This window comes from Limnohabitans sp. Rim8 (assembly GCF_945901735.1).
In the GTDB taxonomy this organism is placed as follows: Bacteria; Pseudomonadota; Gammaproteobacteria; order Burkholderiales; family Burkholderiaceae_C; genus Limnohabitans_A.
On the sequence record NZ_CAMDLM010000012.1, the window covers coordinates 13,788 to 30,043 of the forward strand.

Below are 16,256 nucleotides of genomic sequence, written 5' to 3' on the forward strand. Positions count from 1 at the left end.
GGCAAGAGTTCTATCTTGACGAAGCTCTGGCTTTCGCAGGGTTGGGGGGGAGTGGTCTGCCCGACAGGGATCGAACCTGTGACCCACAGCTTAGAAGGCTGTTGCTCTATCCAACTGAGCTACGGGCAGAAAAAATACGCAGCATGAACACTGAAAAATAAACACCCAGCATAAACACAAAAGGCCCTTGATGGGCCTTTGTTGTTGAATTCAATAGGGTCAATGCGCGGGTTGGGCATGCATTGAAATGGTCGGAGCGGCGGGATTCGAACTCGCGACCCTCTGCTCCCAAAGCAGATGCGCTACCAGGCTGCGCTACGCTCCGACTGGTCAGTATTCTAACCCCCAAAAGAGGGTGGATCAGAGACGTTGGTCAAAAAAATCTGATTAGTTTTTGGCGCCATGCGCCAATGCGCGTTCGCGGCTGGCGGCCAGCGTCTGGGCGTCTGGTGCTGACAAGTCCCAAGCTTGCATGTGGTCCAGGCTGATGTCGGCCAGGGCATCAATCCACTGCGCGTGGTTGTTCAGGCAGGGGATGTAGCTGAAGCTTTCGCCCCCCGCATGAAGATAAGCTTCTTTCGCTTCTTGCTGGATTTCTTCCAGTGTCTCCAGGCAGTCGCCTGTGAAGCCGGGGCAGATCACATCCACCTTTTTCAGGCCTTGCTGTGCCATCACCACCAGCGTGGGTTCGGTGTAAGGCTCCAGCCATTTGGCCTTGCCAAAGCGCGATTGGAAGGTGAGTTTGTATTGGTCTTTGGACAGGCCCAGCGCCTCGGCCAGCAGGCGGCCGGTCTTCATGCATTCGCAGTGATAAGGGTCACCCAGGTGCAAGGTGCGCTCGGGCACGCCGTGAAAGCTCATGACCAACTTCTCGGCCTGGCCGTGGATGGCCCAATGTTCACGAACTGTTTGCGCCAGCGCGGCGATGTAGCGCGGGTCATCGTGGTAGTGGTTGACAAAGCGCATCTCGGGGATGAGCCGGGTTTTGAGGCCCCAGCGGTAGACCGCATCAAACACGCTGGCGGTGGTGGTGCCGCTGTACTGTGGGTAAGCCGGCACGATCAGCACACGCTGGACGCCCTCGGCTTTGAGGTCATCGAGCTGTGAGGGGATGGACGGCTGGCCGTAGGTCATGGCGTAACGAACGGTGACGCTGTGGCCGCGCTCTTGCAGGGCCGTGCCGAGCGATTGGGCCTGCTTTTCAGTGAAAACTTTGAGCGGTGAACCATCTTTGGTCCAGATGCTGGCGTATTTAGCGGCCGATTTTTTGGGGCGCACGCGCAAGATGATGCCGTGCAAGATCAGCCACCAAATGGGTTTGGGGATTTCGACCACGCGACTGTCACCCAAAAACTGGGCCAAATAGGTGCGCAGGGCAGGGGCTGTGGGCGCGCTGGGGGTGCCCAAGTTGCAATACAGCACCGCTGTGCGGGCGGCCTGACCATGCTGGAAGGAGGGTTCTTTTTGGAATGCCATGCGTTATTCTCCCACCACCATGATTGACATTTCTAAAATCAAAGCCATTTCCCTCGATTTGGACGACACCTTGTGGCCAGTTTGGCCCACGATTGGACGTGCGGAGGCTTTGTTGACGGCATGGTTGACCGCGCATGCCCCCAGCACTGCGGCGCTGTCGGCCGATGTCGAGCTCAAAAAAGCCGTGCGGGCCGAAATCAACGCCCGCCATGCCGATCGGGCGCATGACCTGTCGTTTTTGCGTCTGCAGTCGATACGCGCTTTGTTGCAGCACGCCGGTGACCCGGTGCACTTGGCTGAGGCCGCTTTTGAGGTGTTTTTTGCCGAGCGCCAGCGGGTGGACCTGTTTGACGACGCCTTGCCCGCACTCTGTTTTTGGAGCGCCAAGTACCCGATCGTTGCGCTGTCCAACGGCAATGCCGATGTCCACCGCGTGGGCATTGGCCAGCACTTTCACGCCAGCGTGAGCGCCCAGTCTTTGGGGGTGGCCAAGCCGGACTTGCGCATTTTCATGGCTGGCGCGGCAGCGGCGGGTGTGCAGCCCCATGAGGTGCTGCACATTGGCGACGACGCCCATGCCGACTGCGTGGGCGCTTTGGCTGCAGGCATGCAAGTGGCCTGGCTCAACCGCGAAGGCCACGACTGGACCCATGGCGAGACCCGTCCGCACCTGGTGGTGCGCGACTTGCACGCGCTGTGCGCCAGTTGGCCTGATTACGTGGCGTAGGTCGGGCCTTTATGGTCCGACATGCCTTGTTTTCGCGCAGCGACATTTCATCAGGAGACAGAGATGACTTTGAAAATTTACGGCATCAGCGCATCCCGCGCCGCACGGCCCTTGTGGGCCGCACTGGAACTGGGCGTGTCCTTTGAGCACATGGCCATGACCTACAAGGCGGGCGCTACACGCACGCCGGAGTTTTTGGCGCTCAACCCCAATGGCCACATTCCGGTGGTGGTGGACGAGCGGCCCGAAGGCAGCGTCACCGTGTGGGAAAGCATGTCCTGCGCCCTGTACATCGCCCGCGTGCATGGCCAGGCCGATGGCCAGTCGATCACCCCCGCTACGCCCCGCGAAGAGGCCGAGGCCTTGCGCTGGGGTTTCTGGACGGTGACCGAGCTGGAAAAAGACGCGCTCACCGTGCTGATGCACCGCATGGCCATGCCCGCCGACCAGCGCAAGCCCGAACTGGCCGAGCAAGCCGAAAACCGATTGAAGGTGCCGCTGGCCGTGCTGGAGGCGCATTTGCAAGCCCAGCACGCCCATGGCCAGGCGCATGTGGCGGCCGATCGTTTCACCGTGGCCGATGTGTGTGTGGCCAGCGTGGCCAACTGGATTCGCCCGGCCCCGGGCTTGCTGGCACAATTTCCGGCGGTTTCGGGTTGGCTGCACGCGTGCATGGAGCGGGAGGCGCAAAAACGCGTGCGGGCGATGCCGTGAGGGTGAAGCCCGCTGATGTATGCGTTTCCCGAACGGGAAATTTAGCAAGCCATCACCCGTATTCGTTCATCACAGCAATTGGGCGATGCCATCCGCTTGGCCCGCAAGCAGCTTGCACTCACGCAGCCGCATTTGCCTTGGCTGCCGGGGTGGGGGTGCGCTTTGTGGTGGAGCTGGAGGCCGGCAAGCCCAAGGTGCGGCTGGTGCAGGTGCTGCGCGTCCTACACGCGCTGGGTGGCGAAATCCATATCCATGGCTGGCCAGAGGCTGGCGTTTGACGGTCTTGACAAGAGGTCTAGGGGCACGCCCTTTGCGGTGAGCACTCAAAACCGCCCCAGCGCCTGCATCTTCCACGCCAACCACAGCTTGCGAAGCGGCGTGAGCGCGATGCGCTGGTGCAGCACCTGAAAGCCCGATGCCTCGATCTCGCGCAGCAAGGTGCGGTAGATGCTGGCCATCATGAGGCCGGGTTTTTGGGCGCGGCGGTCGGCCACGGGCAGCAGGGCCAGGGCTTCGTCGTACAGCGCGTGGGCGCGGTCGGTCTGGAACTTCATCAGCGCGGTGAAGCGGTCTGAGTAGTCGCGCTGCATCAGTTCGTTGGCTTTGACGCCAAAGCGTTGTTGCTCGTCCAGCGGCAGGTAGATGCGCCCGCGCATGGCGTCTTCACCCACGTCGCGGATGATGTTGGTCATCTGAAAGGCCAGGCCCAGCTTGTGCGCATAGGCCTTGGTCGCTCCGTCGGTTTGGCCAAAGATGCGGGCAGCGACTTCGCCCACCACGCCCGCCACCAAATGGCAGTATTTCGTCAGGCCCGCAAAGTCCAGATACCGGGTTTGGTTCAGGTCCATTTGGCAGCCTTCGATCACGGCCATCAGGTGGCGGCTTTCGATGCCGAAGGTGGCAGCCAGGGGCATTAGGGCGTGCATGACCGGGTGGTTGGGCTGTCCGGCGAAGGCTTGCAGTACTTCTTTTTGCCACCAGGCGAGTTTGGTCGCGGCGACGCCGGGGTCTTTGATTTCGTCGACCACATCGTCCACTTCACGGCAGAAGGCATAAAAGGCGGTGATGGCCGCACGCCGCTCGGGGGGCAGAAAAAGGAAGGCGTAATAAAAGCTGCTGCCCGAGGCGGCGGCTTTTTGCTGGACGTAGTCTTGCGGGCTCATGGGCTGGGATTCTCGCATCCAAAGGGGGTATTCAAGAGCGGGGCAGGCCAGACATTTTTTGGAATTGCTGGTTCAACACTGCCCCTGAGCCACATCCCAGCGCGATGCGCCAGAGCATGGCGCGCATCTCGTGGCGAGGCATTTTGATGTGCTGGGTCAGGGCCGCTGGCCCGGCCTGGCGCAGCCGTGCCAGGGTGCGTGCGCCAATCAGGGCGGGCAGGGCGCTGGCCAAGCGCAGGCGCAGTGGCTTGAGCGACAGGGCGTAGCGCATGCCATCGGCCAGTTGCGCTTGGGTGTGGTCCAGCCACTGGTTGTACAGCGGGGTCAACGCATGCAAGGCGTCGGCTTGGCCCGTGTTATCGCCCGCTTCATCGCCCGTTTTGGGGCCAATGTGTGCCGCTCGGGCCAGCATCGCCGGGGTCAAGCCCGCTTGGGCCAGGGTTTCGACAGGCCAGTAGCAGCGCCCAGCGGCCAAGTCGGCGCCGGCATCGCGAATGATGTTCAGGCGCTGCAGGCCCATGCCATATTCGCGCCCGATGCGCATCATCTCGGCCTGGGGCAAATGGCTGTAACCGGGCAGGTGGCGGCCGCAGAGTTCGGTCCAAAATTCGCCCACGCAACCGGCCACCAGCCAGGTGTAGTGCGCCAATTCGGCTTCGGTTTGCAAAGCCTGCAGGCCGGGGCCAAAGCGGGTCATGTCCAGCTGTTGGCCATGGGTGATGTGGCGGAGCACTTGGCGCACGCTGGTTTGGTCGGCCTCTGTCAGGGTGTGCAAAAGCGGCAGGCATTGGGGCAAGGCCTGCATCAGGGCGCGTTCATGCGGGTCGGTTTGCTGCGCGGCAAAAGCTTGGGTGAGGCGGTTCAGTTCGGCTGTGCGGGTGGTGCACGCCTGGCGGGCATCGATCGCTTGGCTTATCAGCGTCAGCAAATCTTGCCGCTTGGCCAAGGGCAGGGCTGTGGTGTCGGCCACGGTGTCGGTGGCACGGGCCAACAAGTAGCCGACGGCCACTGGCGCTTGCAGGGCCGCGGGCAGCAAGCGGATGGACAGGTCAAAAGAGCGCGAGACCCGGCGCAGCAGGTGTCGCTGCTCGGCATTCAGTCCTGCGCGCTGTGGCTGCATCAATAGGGGTTTTTTGAGCATGGTCAATCCGTATTGTCGCTTGACAGCTGGAGCTACTTTGAATAGATTACTAACCAGTCAGTCATTATTATTTCCGAAAAATCCCATGCCCTCTTCCTTGTCACTCGCCGCGCGGCGAGTTTTTCATTGGTGTGCCCTTGCGGCCTTTTTGACCACCTTGTGGGCCTGCTCCAAATCCGAAGCGCCGCCAGCGCCTTTGCGCTCGGTCAAGTTGCTCACGGTGTCCGGCACCGATCTGGCTGTGGGTGGTGAGTTTTCTGCCGAAGTGCGGGCGCGTGTGGAGTCTCGGCTGGGCTTTCGGGTGGGGGGCAAGCTGGTGCAGCGGCCTGTGGACGTGGGGCAACGGGTGGCCGCTGGGCAGCTGTTGGCCTTGATTGACGCGCAAGACTACCAATTGGCCGCTCAGGCTGCCCAGGCGCAGGTGAGTGCTGCGCAAAGTCAGCGGGATTTGGCCGCGGCCGAATTCAAGCGCTTCGAAGCCTTGACTGCGCAAAATTTCATCAGCGGCGCGGAGTTGGAGCGGCGCGAAGCCGGCCTGAAGTCGGCCGAAGCGGCTTTGAGCCAGGCCAAAGCCCAAGCGCAAGCGCAGAACAACCAAGCCGGCTACGCGCGCTTAACAGCCAGCCATGCCGGCGTGATCACTGCCATCGAAGCCGAAGCGGGGCAAGTGGTCTCAGCGGGTCAACCCATCGTGCGTTTGGCCCATGAGGGCCCGCGTGACGCCGTGTTTGCCGCGTCTGAGCAACTGGCCTTGGCCTTGAAAATCGGCCAAAGCATGACGGCCACCTTGCTCAGCACCGGTCAGCCTTTGAAAGGAAAAATTCGGGAATTGGCCGCCAGCGCTGATCCGATGACGCGCACCTATGCAGTCAAATTGGCTTTGGATGCCTCGGCCAATTTGCCCTTGGGTGCCACGGTGAACGTCCATGCTGCCCCAATCAGCGGCAGCCAAGCTGAAGTGATCAAATTGCCCACCAGCGCATTGCGCCAAGAGGGCGCGGGCAGCGCAGTGTGGGTGCTGGATGAGGCGAGCATGACGGTGAATTTGAAACCGGTGCAAGTGGCCACGGTGGATGGCAACCAGGTGGTGATCAGTGGCGGCTTGCAAGCAGGCCAAAAAGTGGTGTCTGCGGGCGTGCATGTGCTGACCCCGGGGCAAAAAGTCACGGTTTACGTGGACCCCGCTGCCAAGGCTGCAGCACCTACCCCATCGGGACGGTGATTGGTCATGGCAAGCCACGAGACAAAGTTCAACCTCTCGCGTTGGGCGTTGGAGCACCCGGCCTTGACGCGTTACCTGATGGTGGCGTTGATGGTGCTGGGCATGGCGTCCTACTTTCAGTTGGGGCAGGACGAAGACCCGCCCTTCACCTTCCGGGCCATGGTGGTGCGCACCTACTGGCCAGGGGCCACAGCCCAGCAGGTGGCCGAGCAGGTCACTGACAAGCTCGAACGCACCCTGCAGGAAGTCCCTTACTCGGACAAGATCCGCAGCTACTCTAAGCCGGGTGAGTCGCAAATCATTTTGGAGCTCAAGGATTTCTCCAAAGCCAGCGAAGTGCCGCAGGTTTGGTACGCCGTGCGCAAAAAGATTGGCGACATGCGTGGCACTTTGCCGCCGGGCGTGGTGGGGCCGTTTTTCAATGACGAATTTGGCGACGTGTATGGCGTGATCTACGCCCTGAGCAGCGATGGTTTCAGTTTGGCCGAGGTCAAAGTCCAAGCCGACCGCATGCGGCAAACCCTGTTGCGGGTGCCCGATGTGGCCAAGGTCGAGTTGTTCGGCGTGCAAGACGAAAAGGTCTTTATCGACGTTTCGCAAAAAAAGATCGCACAAATGGGCTTGGACATGGCTTCGGTCTTGGCGCAACTGAGCCAGCAAAACGCGGTCGAGTCGGCGGGCACTTTGCAGTCACCCCAAGACGTGGTGCAGGTGCGTGTGGGCGGTCAGTTTCAAAATCTGGACGATGTGCGGGCCATGCCGATTCGCGGCGGCTCGGGCACGCAACTGCGCTTGGGGGACATCGCTGAAGTCAGCCGGGGCTATGTGGATCCACCCACCGTCAAGGTGCGACACGACGGTGAGCAAGTCATTGCGCTGGGGGTGAGCATGACCAAGGGCGGGGACATCATCGCCTTGGGCAAGGCCCTGAAAACAAGCTCGCAGCAGTTCGAGGCCCAGTTGCCGGCGGGCATCACGCTCAAACAAGTGCAAGACCAGCCTTCGGCCGTGGCCAACTCGGTCAACGAGTTCATCAAGGTCTTGATCGAGGCCGTGGTCATTGTGCTGGCCGTGAGTTTTTTGGCGCTGGGCTTGCACAGACGCCCGGGTGAAAACCCTTTGTGGCGACGCTGGACGCTGGATGTGCGTCCGGGTTTGGTGGTGGGCATCACCATTCCCCTGGTGCTGGCGGTGACCTTTTTGGCCATGAATTACTTTGGCATCGGTCTGCACAAAATTTCGCTGGGCTCGCTCATCATTGCGCTGGGCTTGTTGGTGGACGACGCCATCATCGCCGTCGAGATGATGGTGCGCAAAATGGAAGAGGGCTACGACAAGTTGCGCTCGGCCACCTTTGCGTATGAGCTCACAGCCATGCCGATGCTGACAGGCACCTTGATCACTGCCGCAGGCTTTTTGCCCATTGGCTTGGCCAAGTCGGTGACGGGTGAATACACCTTTGCCATCTTTGCAGTGACCGTGATCGCCTTGATCATCAGCTGGGTGGCTTCGGTGTATTTCGTGCCTTACTTGGGCGCGTGGCTGCTTAAGCCGCCAGCGCATGCCGTGGCTGAGCGCAGCCACGACAGCGCCGACATGTTCGACACGCCGTTTTACCGACAGTTTCGTGCTTGGGTGACTTGGTGCGTCACACACCGTTGGAAGACCATTGGCATCACCATCGCTTTGTTTGTGCTGGGCATCGTGGGCATGGGCAAGGTTCAGCAGCAGTTCTTTCCCGACTCCAGTCGCCCAGAAATTCTGGTGGACCTGTGGCTGCCCGAAGGCGCGCCTTTTGGGGCGAGTGAAGAAGTGGCCAAGCGGGTCGAAAAACGCTTGGCGCAAGAGCAGGGCGTGCGTTCGGTGACCACCTGGGTGGGCTCTGGAGTGCCCCGTTTTTATTTGCCCATGGACCAGGTTTTCCCGCAAAGCAATGTGTCTCAACTGATTGTTTTGCCCAAAGACTTGCAGGTGCGAGAGGCCTTGCGCATCAAGCTGCCCGCTTTGTTGGCGCAAGAGTTCCCTGAGGTACGTGGTCGCGTGAAGCTGCTGCCCAACGGGCCACCCGTGCCTTACCCGGTGCAGTTTCGGGTGGTCGGCACCGAGCCTTTGGTTTTGCGCCAAAAGGCCGAAGAGGTCAAAGCCGCCATGCGCTTGAACAACAACACCCGTGGCGTGAACGACAACTGGAACGAGTCGGTCAAAACTGTGCGCTTGGAAGTTGACCAGGCCAAGGCCCGTGCCTTGGGCGTGACCAGTCAGTCCATTGCGCAGGCCTCGCGCACCTTGTTGTCGGGCACCCCTGTGGGCCAGTTCCGGGAGGGGGACAAGCTGATTGACATGGTCTTGCGCCAACCTCTGAACGAGCGAGATGCTTTGTCTGATTTGGCGCAGGCCTATGTGCCCACCGCTTCGGGCAAATCGATTCCGATCTTGCAAATTTCCAAGCCCGTCATGGGCTGGGAGCCGGGCGTGATGTGGCGTGAAGGCCGCCAATACGCCATCACGGTGCAGTCGGACATCGCCGAAGGCTTGCAGGGCGCCACGGTCACGGCGCAACTCAAGCCTGAGCTGGACCAGCTGCAAGCCCAATGGGCGGCCAAAGGGGAGATGGATTACCGCATCCAAGTGGCGGGCGCGGTGGAGCAAAGCTCTAAAGGCTCGGCTTCGATTGCGGCGGGAGTGCCCATCATGCTGTTCATCACCTTCACTTTGCTGATGTTGCAGTTGCAAAGCTTTAGCCGCTCGGTGTTGGTGTTCCTGACGGGCCCCTTAGGCATGGCCGGTGTCGCCGCATCTTTGTTGGTCTTGGACCGCCCGTTTGGCTTTGTGGCCTTGTTGGGAGTGATCGCGCTCATGGGCATGATCCAGCGCAATTCGGTGATTTTGATCGACCAGATCGAGCAAGACCGTGCTGCCGGGGTGGAGCCGTGGATGGCCATTGTCGAGTCGGCCGTGCGCCGCCTGCGCCCCATTGTGCTGACGGCCGCGGCCGCTGTGCTGGCCATGATCCCGCTGTCGCGCAGCGTGTTCTGGGGGCCAATGGCCGTGGCCATCATGGGCGGCCTGATCGTGGCCACGGCTTTGACGCTGCTGGCGCTGCCTGCCATGTACGCGGCTTGGTTCAGGATTGAGCGTCCCAATCAAGACCGTGCCTGAATCTATCCTACTGAAGCGGCTAAAATATAAAGTTGACCGATTTCAACCGGGCGGTCAGGTGCGTCAGGTGGCCTTCGGGCCGTCCAGCGAGCCTGACGCCCTTTTTGTTTGGACCTGCGCGGGTGGCGAAATTGGTAGACGCACCAGGTTTAGGTCCTGACGGTGGCAACACTGTGCGGGTTCGAGTCCCGCCCCGCGCACCAACTGACTTGTGGACAAAGGGGTAACCCGGCGGCCTGAGAGACATTCAATTAACCGAGAACGACAATGACTGTGACTGTTGAAACCCTTGAGAAGCTGGAACGCAAGATCACCCTGACTGTGCCCGTGACGACCATTCAGTCCGAAGTGGATGCACGCCTGAAGAAAATGGCCCGCACGGTCAAAATGGACGGTTTTCGTCCTGGCAAAGTGCCTATGAACGTGGTCGCCCAGCGCTATGGTTACTCGGTTCAGTACGAAGTGATGAACGACAAAGTGGGTGAGGCCTTCTCGGTGGCCGCCAATGAAGCGCAAGTGCGCGTCGCCGGTCAACCCCGTATTTCCGAAAAAGAAGGCGCGCCTGAGGGCGAGCTTCACTTTGAAGCCATCTTCGAGGTGTACCCCGAAGTCAAACTCGGCAACCTGGCCGACACCCAAGTCGAAAAGTTGACCGCCGAAGTGTCTGACGCCGCCATCGACAAGACCGTGGACATCTTGCGCAAGCAGCGCCGCACCTTCGCCCAGCGCCCTCAAGAGGCGACGGCCCAGGACGGCGATCGCGCGACCATCGACTTCGAAGGCAAGATCGACGGCGAAGTGTTTAACGGCGGCAAAGCTGACGACTTCCAGTTCATTTTGGGTGACGGTCAGATGCTCAAGGAATTTGAAGACGCCGTGCGTGGCATGAAGTCCGGCGAAAGCAAGACTTTTCCGATGGCGTTCCCTGTCGACTACCACGGCCAAGATGTGGCCGGCAAAACCGCCGACTTCATGGTCACCGTCAAGAAAATCGAAGCGGCCAATTTGCCCGAAGTCAACGAAGCCTTGGCCAAGTCTTTGGGCATTGCCGACGCTTCGGTGGACGGCCTGCGCACGGACATCCGTAAAAATCTCGAGCGCGAAGTGAAGTTCCGCTTGCTGGCCCGCAACAAACAAGCTGCCATGGAGGCTTTGGTGGCCAAGGCCGAGCTGGACCTCCCCCAGGCCATCGTGCAAAATGAAATCGAACGACTGAAAGATGGCGCCCGTGCCGACCTGAAGCAACGCGGCATTAAGGACGCCGACAAGGCCCCCATCCCTGACGACATCTTCCGTTCCCAAGCCGAGCAGCGCGTGCGCTTGGGGTTGGTGGTGGCCGAAGTCGTGCGTGGCAACACCTTGCACGCCAAGCCCGAGCAGATCCAGGCCCACATCCTGGAGCTGGCTTCCAGCTATGAGCGGCCCGACGACGTGGTGCGTTGGTACAACAGCGACAACCAGCGCATGGCCGAAGTCGAGGCCGTGGTGATCGAGAGCAATGTGTCCGAATTCGTTTTGGGCCAAGCCACAGTGGTTGAAAAAGCCATCTCGTTTGAAGAACTGATGGGTCAGCAGGCCTGATGGGGTTTTGAACCCCTCGAACCGTGGGGCTTGCGCTGAACTTGTGGTTCGGCTGACAAGCCCCATCTCATTGGGGGGCTTGATCACTCAGGTTAAAGTTCTATTCATATTTTTGGAGAAATGATGAGCACACTGGACATCACAAGCTTGGGCATGGTCCCCATGGTCATCGAGCAATCGGGCCGCGGCGAACGCGCCTACGACATCTATTCGCGTTTGCTCAAAGAGCGCGTGATCTTTTTGGTCGGCGAAGTCAATGACCACACGGCCAATGTGATCGTGGCCCAGTTGCTGTTTTTGGAGAGTGAAAACCCTGAAAAGGACATTTCGTTGTACATCAACTCGCCCGGCGGTTCGGTGAGTGCGGGTATGGCGATCTACGACACCATGAACTTCATCAAGCCCGATGTTTCCACGCTGTGCAACGGCATGGCCGCCAGCATGGGCGCGTTTCTGTTGTCTGCAGGGGCCAAGGGCAAGCGGTTTTCGCTGCCCAACTCCAAGATCATGATTCACCAGCCTTTGGGCGGTGCGCGGGGTCAGGCCACCGAGATCGAGATCGCTGCACGCGAAATCGTCAAAACCCGTGCCCACCTGAACCGCATCCTGTCCGAGAACACCGGCCAGCCGCTGTCCAAGATCGAACTCGACACCGAGCGCGACTATTACCTGTCGGCCGACGAGTCCAAAGACTACGGTTTGATCGACGAAGTCATCTCCAAACGCGCTTGAGGGCGGCCGGGCTTTCCGGCGCTCTGGCTGACGGCGTTGACCTCTCAAGGTGAACGCCGTTTTTCTTTCGTTATCATTGATGAATTCCGGATTCCGAGGCGACACATATGGCCGATAAAAAAGGCTCAAGCACTGAGAAAAACCTGTTCTGCTCCTTTTGCGGCAAAAGCCAGCACGAGGTTAAAAAGCTGATAGCAGGTCCGTCGGTTTTTATTTGTGACGAATGCATTGATTTATGCAACGACATCGTGCGCGATGAGCTGGCCTCCACCACCACCGTGGGTGAGGGCACCAAAGAGGGCTTGCCCACCCCGTTGGACATCAAGACCAACCTCGACAACTACGTGATTGGTCAGGAAAAAGCCAAACGCAGCCTGGCGGTGGCGGTGTACAACCACTACAAGCGACTGAAACACAAAGAGAGTGCCAAGAAAGACGAAGTTGAGCTGGCCAAGAGCAACATCTTGTTGATCGGCCCCACAGGCTCGGGCAAGACCTTGCTGGCCCAGACCATGGCCCGCATGCTGGACGTGCCCTTTGTCATGGCCGACGCCACCACTTTGACCGAAGCCGGTTATGTGGGGGAAGACGTTGAAAACATCGTCGCCAAGCTCTTGCAAACCTGCAATTACGACGTCGAACGTGCCCAGCGCGGCATCGTCTACATCGACGAAATCGACAAGATCACCCGCAAGTCAGACAACCCATCGATCACCCGTGACGTGTCGGGCGAGGGCGTGCAACAAGCCTTGCTGAAATTGGTCGAAGGCACCATGGCCAGTGTCCCCCCGCAAGGCGGGCGCAAGCACCCCAACCAGGACTTTTTGCAGATCGACACGACCAACATCCTGTTCATTTGCGGCGGTGCGTTCGCGGGTCTGGAAAAAGTCATCGAGAACCGCACCGAATCCGGCGGCATTGGCTTTGGCGCAACAGTCAAGAGCAAAAAGCAGCGCTCGCTCACCGACGTCTTCAACGAAGTCGAGCCGGAAGACCTGATCAAGTTTGGCTTGATCCCCGAGCTGGTGGGCCGCCTGCCGGTGGTGGCCACTTTGGCAGAGCTCAGCGAAGATGCCTTGGTGCAAATTCTGACCGAGCCAAAAAACGCGGTGGTCAAACAGTTCACCAAATTGCTGGCCATGGAAGGTGTCGAACTGGAGGTGCGTCCCAACGCCCTCAAGGCCATGGCCCGCAAGGCGCTGGCTCGCAAGACCGGTGCCCGAGGCCTGCGCTCCATCATGGAGCAAGCCCTGATTGACACCATGTTTGAATTGCCCAACCAGTCGAACGTTGAAAAAGTGGTGGTGGACGAGTCGGTCATCGATGACAACAAGCCGCCGCTGCTGGTTTACCACGAGTCGGCCAAGCAGGCCTGACCCACAGAGGCCGCACCGCCATGAATACCCTTGTTCAAGACTGGGTTGAAATCGCAGGTTCGGCAACCATGTGCAGTTGAATTGACCCGAGGGACACACCATGTCTGGACACACACCTTTGCCGCCCACTCTGATTGAACTGCCCATGTTGCCGCTGCGCGACGTGGTCGTGTTTCCTCACATGGTGATTCCGCTCTTTGTAGGGCGCCCCAAAAGCATCAAGGCGCTGGAGTCGGCCATGGTCGCCGAGCGCCGCATCATGCTGGTGGCCCAAAAGACGGCCGCCAAGGACGAACCGGGCGTCGAAGACATGTTCGACGTGGGTTGCGTGTCCACCATTTTGCAGATGCTCAAACTGCCTGACGGCACCGTGAAGGTGCTGGTTGAAGGCCAGCAACGCGCCTTGGTCAAATCCATCGCGGACGGTGAGGCGCATTTTGTGGCCGCCGTCACCCCGGTGGACCCGGTTTCCGAGCAGTCCGATGACAGCAGCGAGATCGAGGCCCTTCGCCGCGCCGTGATGCAGCAGTTTGACCAGTACGTCAAACTCAACAAAAAAATTCCACCGGAAATCCTGACCTCGATTTCCAGCATCGATGATCCCGGACGCCTGGCCGACACGATCGCAGCCCACTTGCCGCTCAAGTTGGAAAACAAGCAACAAGTGCTCGACTTGGCCAACATCAAATCCCGTTTGGAAAACCTGTTTGCTCAGTTGGAGCACGAGGTGGACATTCTGAATGTGGACAAGCGCATCCGTGGCCGCGTCAAACGCCAGATGGAAAAGAACCAGCGCGACTTCTACCTGAATGAGCAGGTCAAGGCCATCCAGAAAGAGCTGGGCGATGGCGAAGAGGGCGCGGACATCGAGGAAATCGAAAAGAAGATCAAGGCCGCCAAGATGTCGGCCGAGGCCCGCAAAAAAGCTGAGGGAGAGCTGAAAAAACTCAAACTCATGTCACCCATGTCGGCCGAAGCCTCGGTGGTGCGCAACTACCTGGACGTGCTCATTGGCTTGCCTTGGGGCAAAAAAACCAAGCTCAAGCACGACCTGGCCAACGCCGAAGAGGTGCTCAACCAGGACCACTTCGGCCTGGACAAGGTCAAAGACCGCATCCTGGAATACCTCGCGGTGCAGCAGCGCGTGGACAAGGTCAAAGCACCTATCTTGTGCCTGGTGGGACCACCCGGCGTGGGCAAGACCTCGCTGGGTCAATCCATTGCCAAGGCCACGGGGCGTAAATACGTACGCATGGCGCTGGGCGGCATGCGTGACGAAGCCGAAATTCGCGGTCACCGCCGCACCTACATTGGTGCCTTGCCCGGCAAGGTGCTGCAAAACCTGAGCAAGGTGGGCGCCAGGAACCCGCTGTTCTTGCTCGATGAGATCGACAAGCTGGGCACGGATTTTCGGGGTGACCCGTCGAGTGCTTTGCTGGAGGTGCTGGACCCCGAGCAAAACCACACTTTCGGTGACCATTACGTCGAGGTCGACTTTGACCTGAGTGATGTGATGTTCGTGGCCACCTCCAATTCGATGAACATTCCTTCGGCCCTGCTCGACCGGATGGAGGTGATCCGTTTGTCGGGTTACACCGAAGACGAAAAAACCAGCATCGCCATGAAGTATTTGCTGCCCAAGCAATTGACCAACAACGGCGTGAAGGACTCAGAGCTGCAGGTGACCGAAGAGGCCGTGCGCGATGTGGTGCGTTACTACACCCGCGAAGCTGGTGTGCGGTCGCTGGAGCGCGAGCTGGGCAAGATCTGCCGCAAGGTGGTCAAGGCCTTGCTGCTCAAGCAAATGACGCCTCAGGTGGTCGTCAACGAAGACAACCTGAATGATTTTTTAGGGGTGCGCAAGTACACCTATGGCCGTGCCGAGCAAAAAAACCAGGTGGGCCAGGTCGTCGGATTGGCCTGGACCGAGGTGGGCGGCGATTTGCTGACCATTGAAGCAGCCCTGATGCCCGGCAAAGGCGTGATCACCCGCACCGGTTCGCTGGGTGATGTGATGAAAGAGTCTGTGGAGGCCGCCCGCACCGTGGTGCGCAGCCGCTCGCGCCTTTTGGGCATCAAGGACGAGGTCTTTGAGAAGAAAGACCTGCACATCCACGTGCCTGACGGCGCCACGCCCAAAGATGGCCCGAGTGCAGGCGCTGCCATGACCACGGCCATGGTGTCGGCCATGACGGGCATTCCGGTGCGTGCCGATGTGGCCATGACCGGTGAGATCACGCTTCGCGGCGAAGTCACGGCCATTGGTGGCCTGAAAGAAAAATTGCTGGCGGCATTGCGCGGTGGCATCAAAACCGTGTTGATCCCCGAAGACAACGTCAAGGACTTGCAGGACATTCCTGAGAATGTCAAAAATGGTCTGGAAATCGTGCCCGTCAAGTGGATCGACCAGGTGCTGGAAGTGGCTTTGGAAGCCAAGCCCACGCCCTTGAGCGACGAAGAAGTAGCCGCTGCAGCCTTGACCGCCGTACCTTCGACGGTCAAAGTCGATGCGGTGAAGCATTGACGCAAAATTTTCAGGTCGGACGCCAAGTCGGCCTGAAATTGAACTACAATTTGGCAAATGCAGCAAACATGTCATACAATGCTGGGTTATCTAAAATACGCGGGAATAGCTCAGTTGGTAGAGCGCAACCTTGCCAAGGTTGAGGTCGCGAGTTCGAGCCTCGTTTCCCGCTCCAAATAGCCGAAAGAAGTGCCAACATCTTTCAAACAAAAAGGGAAGCTATCGCTTCCCTTTTTTGGTTTTGGTGTGTTTCAAGTTTTCAGACCATCGTGTCCGCGTGGTTTCAAAAGTGGATTTTGTCGTTGTATAATTCAATTCTTATTGCGGGAATAGCTCAGTTGGTAGAGCGCAACCTTGCCAAGGTTGAGGTCGCGAGTTCGAATCTCGTTTCCCGCTCCAGACATTGAAAGAACGGGCATGTTTTTTCACCAAAATGGGAAG

General features: G+C 59.4%; 12 protein-coding genes and 5 tRNA genes. 12 read left to right on the forward strand and 5 right to left on the reverse strand.

All coding sequences use genetic code 11. The annotated features are described in order from the left end of the window. Positions 1–52: 52 nt before the first annotated feature. From Q0O99_RS07835 to hemH, 3 genes are all read right to left on the reverse strand, one after another. A tRNA-Arg gene (locus Q0O99_RS07835) sits at positions 53–129 on the reverse strand. A gap of 119 nt (positions 130–248) precedes the next feature. After that, a tRNA-Pro gene (locus tag Q0O99_RS07840) sits at positions 249–325 on the reverse strand. Between the two features lie 62 nt (positions 326–387). Then, entirely contained in the window at positions 388–1,476 is a 1,089-nt protein-coding gene (gene hemH, locus Q0O99_RS07845) for a ferrochelatase (protein WP_293750172.1), read from the reverse strand. Between the two features lie 19 nt (positions 1,477–1,495). On the opposite strand from hemH, the gene Q0O99_RS07850 reads away from it, so the two are divergent. The 3 genes from Q0O99_RS07850 (at position 1,496) to Q0O99_RS07860 (ending at position 3,195) form a co-directional block, all read left to right on the forward strand. Further along, a complete protein-coding gene (locus tag Q0O99_RS07850; protein ID WP_293750174.1) occupies positions 1,496–2,203 on the forward strand; it encodes an HAD family hydrolase in 708 nt (235 codons plus the stop codon). 63 nt (positions 2,204–2,266) lie between these two features. Next, entirely contained in the window at positions 2,267–2,917 is a 651-nt protein-coding gene (locus Q0O99_RS07855; protein WP_293750176.1) for a glutathione S-transferase family protein, read from the forward strand. A gap of 137 nt (positions 2,918–3,054) precedes the next feature. Then, positions 3,055–3,195, forward strand: a complete 141-nt coding sequence (locus Q0O99_RS07860) for a hypothetical protein (protein WP_293750178.1) — start codon at positions 3,055–3,057, stop codon at positions 3,193–3,195. 45 nt (positions 3,196–3,240) lie between these two features. On the opposite strand, the gene hpnD is transcribed toward Q0O99_RS07860, so the two are convergent. Together hpnD and Q0O99_RS07870 are read right to left on the reverse strand one after the other, a co-directional pair. Next, entirely contained in the window at positions 3,241–4,080 is an 840-nt protein-coding gene (hpnD, locus tag Q0O99_RS07865; RefSeq protein WP_293750180.1) for a presqualene diphosphate synthase HpnD, read from the reverse strand. Between the two features lie 31 nt (positions 4,081–4,111). Beyond that, the gene (locus tag Q0O99_RS07870) at positions 4,112–5,221 is read right to left on the reverse strand and encodes a squalene/phytoene synthase family protein (RefSeq protein ID WP_293750182.1); all 1,110 of its coding nucleotides are present in this window, start codon (positions 5,219–5,221) and stop codon (positions 4,112–4,114) included. A gap of 85 nt (positions 5,222–5,306) precedes the next feature. Between Q0O99_RS07870 and Q0O99_RS07875 the strand changes: the two genes are divergently transcribed. The 9 genes from Q0O99_RS07875 to Q0O99_RS07915 all read left to right on the forward strand — a co-directional run bounded on the left by Q0O99_RS07875 (position 5,307) and on the right by Q0O99_RS07915 (position 16,214). After that, the gene (locus Q0O99_RS07875; RefSeq protein WP_293750184.1) at positions 5,307–6,443 is read left to right on the forward strand and encodes an efflux RND transporter periplasmic adaptor subunit; all 1,137 of its coding nucleotides are present in this window, start codon (positions 5,307–5,309) and stop codon (positions 6,441–6,443) included. Positions 6,444–6,449: 6 nt separating this feature from the next. Next, the gene (locus tag Q0O99_RS07880) at positions 6,450–9,602 is read left to right on the forward strand and encodes an efflux RND transporter permease subunit (RefSeq protein WP_293750186.1); all 3,153 of its coding nucleotides are present in this window, start codon (positions 6,450–6,452) and stop codon (positions 9,600–9,602) included. A gap of 116 nt (positions 9,603–9,718) precedes the next feature. Next, positions 9,719–9,805: transfer RNA gene (locus Q0O99_RS07885), tRNA-Leu, on the forward strand. A 64-nt stretch (positions 9,806–9,869) separates the two neighbouring features. Further along, positions 9,870–11,183: a trigger factor gene (gene tig, locus Q0O99_RS07890; RefSeq protein ID WP_293750188.1), complete on the forward strand. Its 1,314-nt coding sequence runs from the start codon at positions 9,870–9,872 to the stop codon at positions 11,181–11,183. 123 nt (positions 11,184–11,306) lie between these two features. Next, positions 11,307–11,915 carry an ATP-dependent Clp endopeptidase proteolytic subunit ClpP gene (gene clpP / locus Q0O99_RS07895; protein ID WP_293750190.1) on the forward strand — a complete coding sequence of 203 codons (609 nt, stop codon included), beginning with the start codon at positions 11,307–11,309 and terminating at the stop codon, positions 11,913–11,915. Positions 11,916–12,022: 107 nt separating this feature from the next. Beyond that, entirely contained in the window at positions 12,023–13,291 is a 1,269-nt protein-coding gene (gene clpX, locus Q0O99_RS07900) for an ATP-dependent Clp protease ATP-binding subunit ClpX (RefSeq protein WP_293750212.1), read from the forward strand. A gap of 100 nt (positions 13,292–13,391) precedes the next feature. Then, a complete protein-coding gene (gene lon / locus Q0O99_RS07905) occupies positions 13,392–15,815 on the forward strand; it encodes an endopeptidase La (RefSeq protein WP_293750214.1) in 2,424 nt (807 codons plus the stop codon). Between the two features lie 99 nt (positions 15,816–15,914). Then, positions 15,915–15,990, forward strand: a tRNA-Gly gene (locus Q0O99_RS07910). 148 nt (positions 15,991–16,138) lie between these two features. Then, positions 16,139–16,214, forward strand: a tRNA-Gly gene (locus Q0O99_RS07915). The last annotated feature ends 42 nt before the right edge of the window (positions 16,215–16,256 follow it).

Excerpts from the sequence above, each read along its gene's own strand:
- lon (WP_293750214.1), top strand. The coding sequence starts at position 13,392 with ATGTCTGGACACACACCTTTGCCGCCCACTCTGATTGAACTGCCCATG.
- Q0O99_RS07870 (WP_293750182.1), bottom strand. The coding sequence starts at position 5,221 with ATGCTCAAAAAACCCCTATTGATGCAGCCACAGCGCGCAGGACTGAAT.
- Q0O99_RS07850 (WP_293750174.1), top strand. The coding sequence starts at position 1,496 with ATGATTGACATTTCTAAAATCAAAGCCATTTCCCTCGATTTGGACGAC.
- hemH (WP_293750172.1), bottom strand. The coding sequence starts at position 1,476 with ATGGCATTCCAAAAAGAACCCTCCTTCCAGCATGGTCAGGCCGCCCGC.
- Q0O99_RS07855 (WP_293750176.1), top strand. The coding sequence starts at position 2,267 with ATGACTTTGAAAATTTACGGCATCAGCGCATCCCGCGCCGCACGGCCC.
- clpP (WP_293750190.1), top strand. The coding sequence starts at position 11,307 with ATGAGCACACTGGACATCACAAGCTTGGGCATGGTCCCCATGGTCATC.
- Q0O99_RS07875 (WP_293750184.1), top strand. The coding sequence starts at position 5,307 with ATGCCCTCTTCCTTGTCACTCGCCGCGCGGCGAGTTTTTCATTGGTGT.
- tig (WP_293750188.1), top strand. The coding sequence starts at position 9,870 with ATGACTGTGACTGTTGAAACCCTTGAGAAGCTGGAACGCAAGATCACC.
- clpX (WP_293750212.1), top strand. The coding sequence starts at position 12,023 with ATGGCCGATAAAAAAGGCTCAAGCACTGAGAAAAACCTGTTCTGCTCC.
- Q0O99_RS07880 (WP_293750186.1), top strand. The coding sequence starts at position 6,450 with ATGGCAAGCCACGAGACAAAGTTCAACCTCTCGCGTTGGGCGTTGGAG.
- hpnD (WP_293750180.1), bottom strand. The coding sequence starts at position 4,080 with ATGAGCCCGCAAGACTACGTCCAGCAAAAAGCCGCCGCCTCGGGCAGC.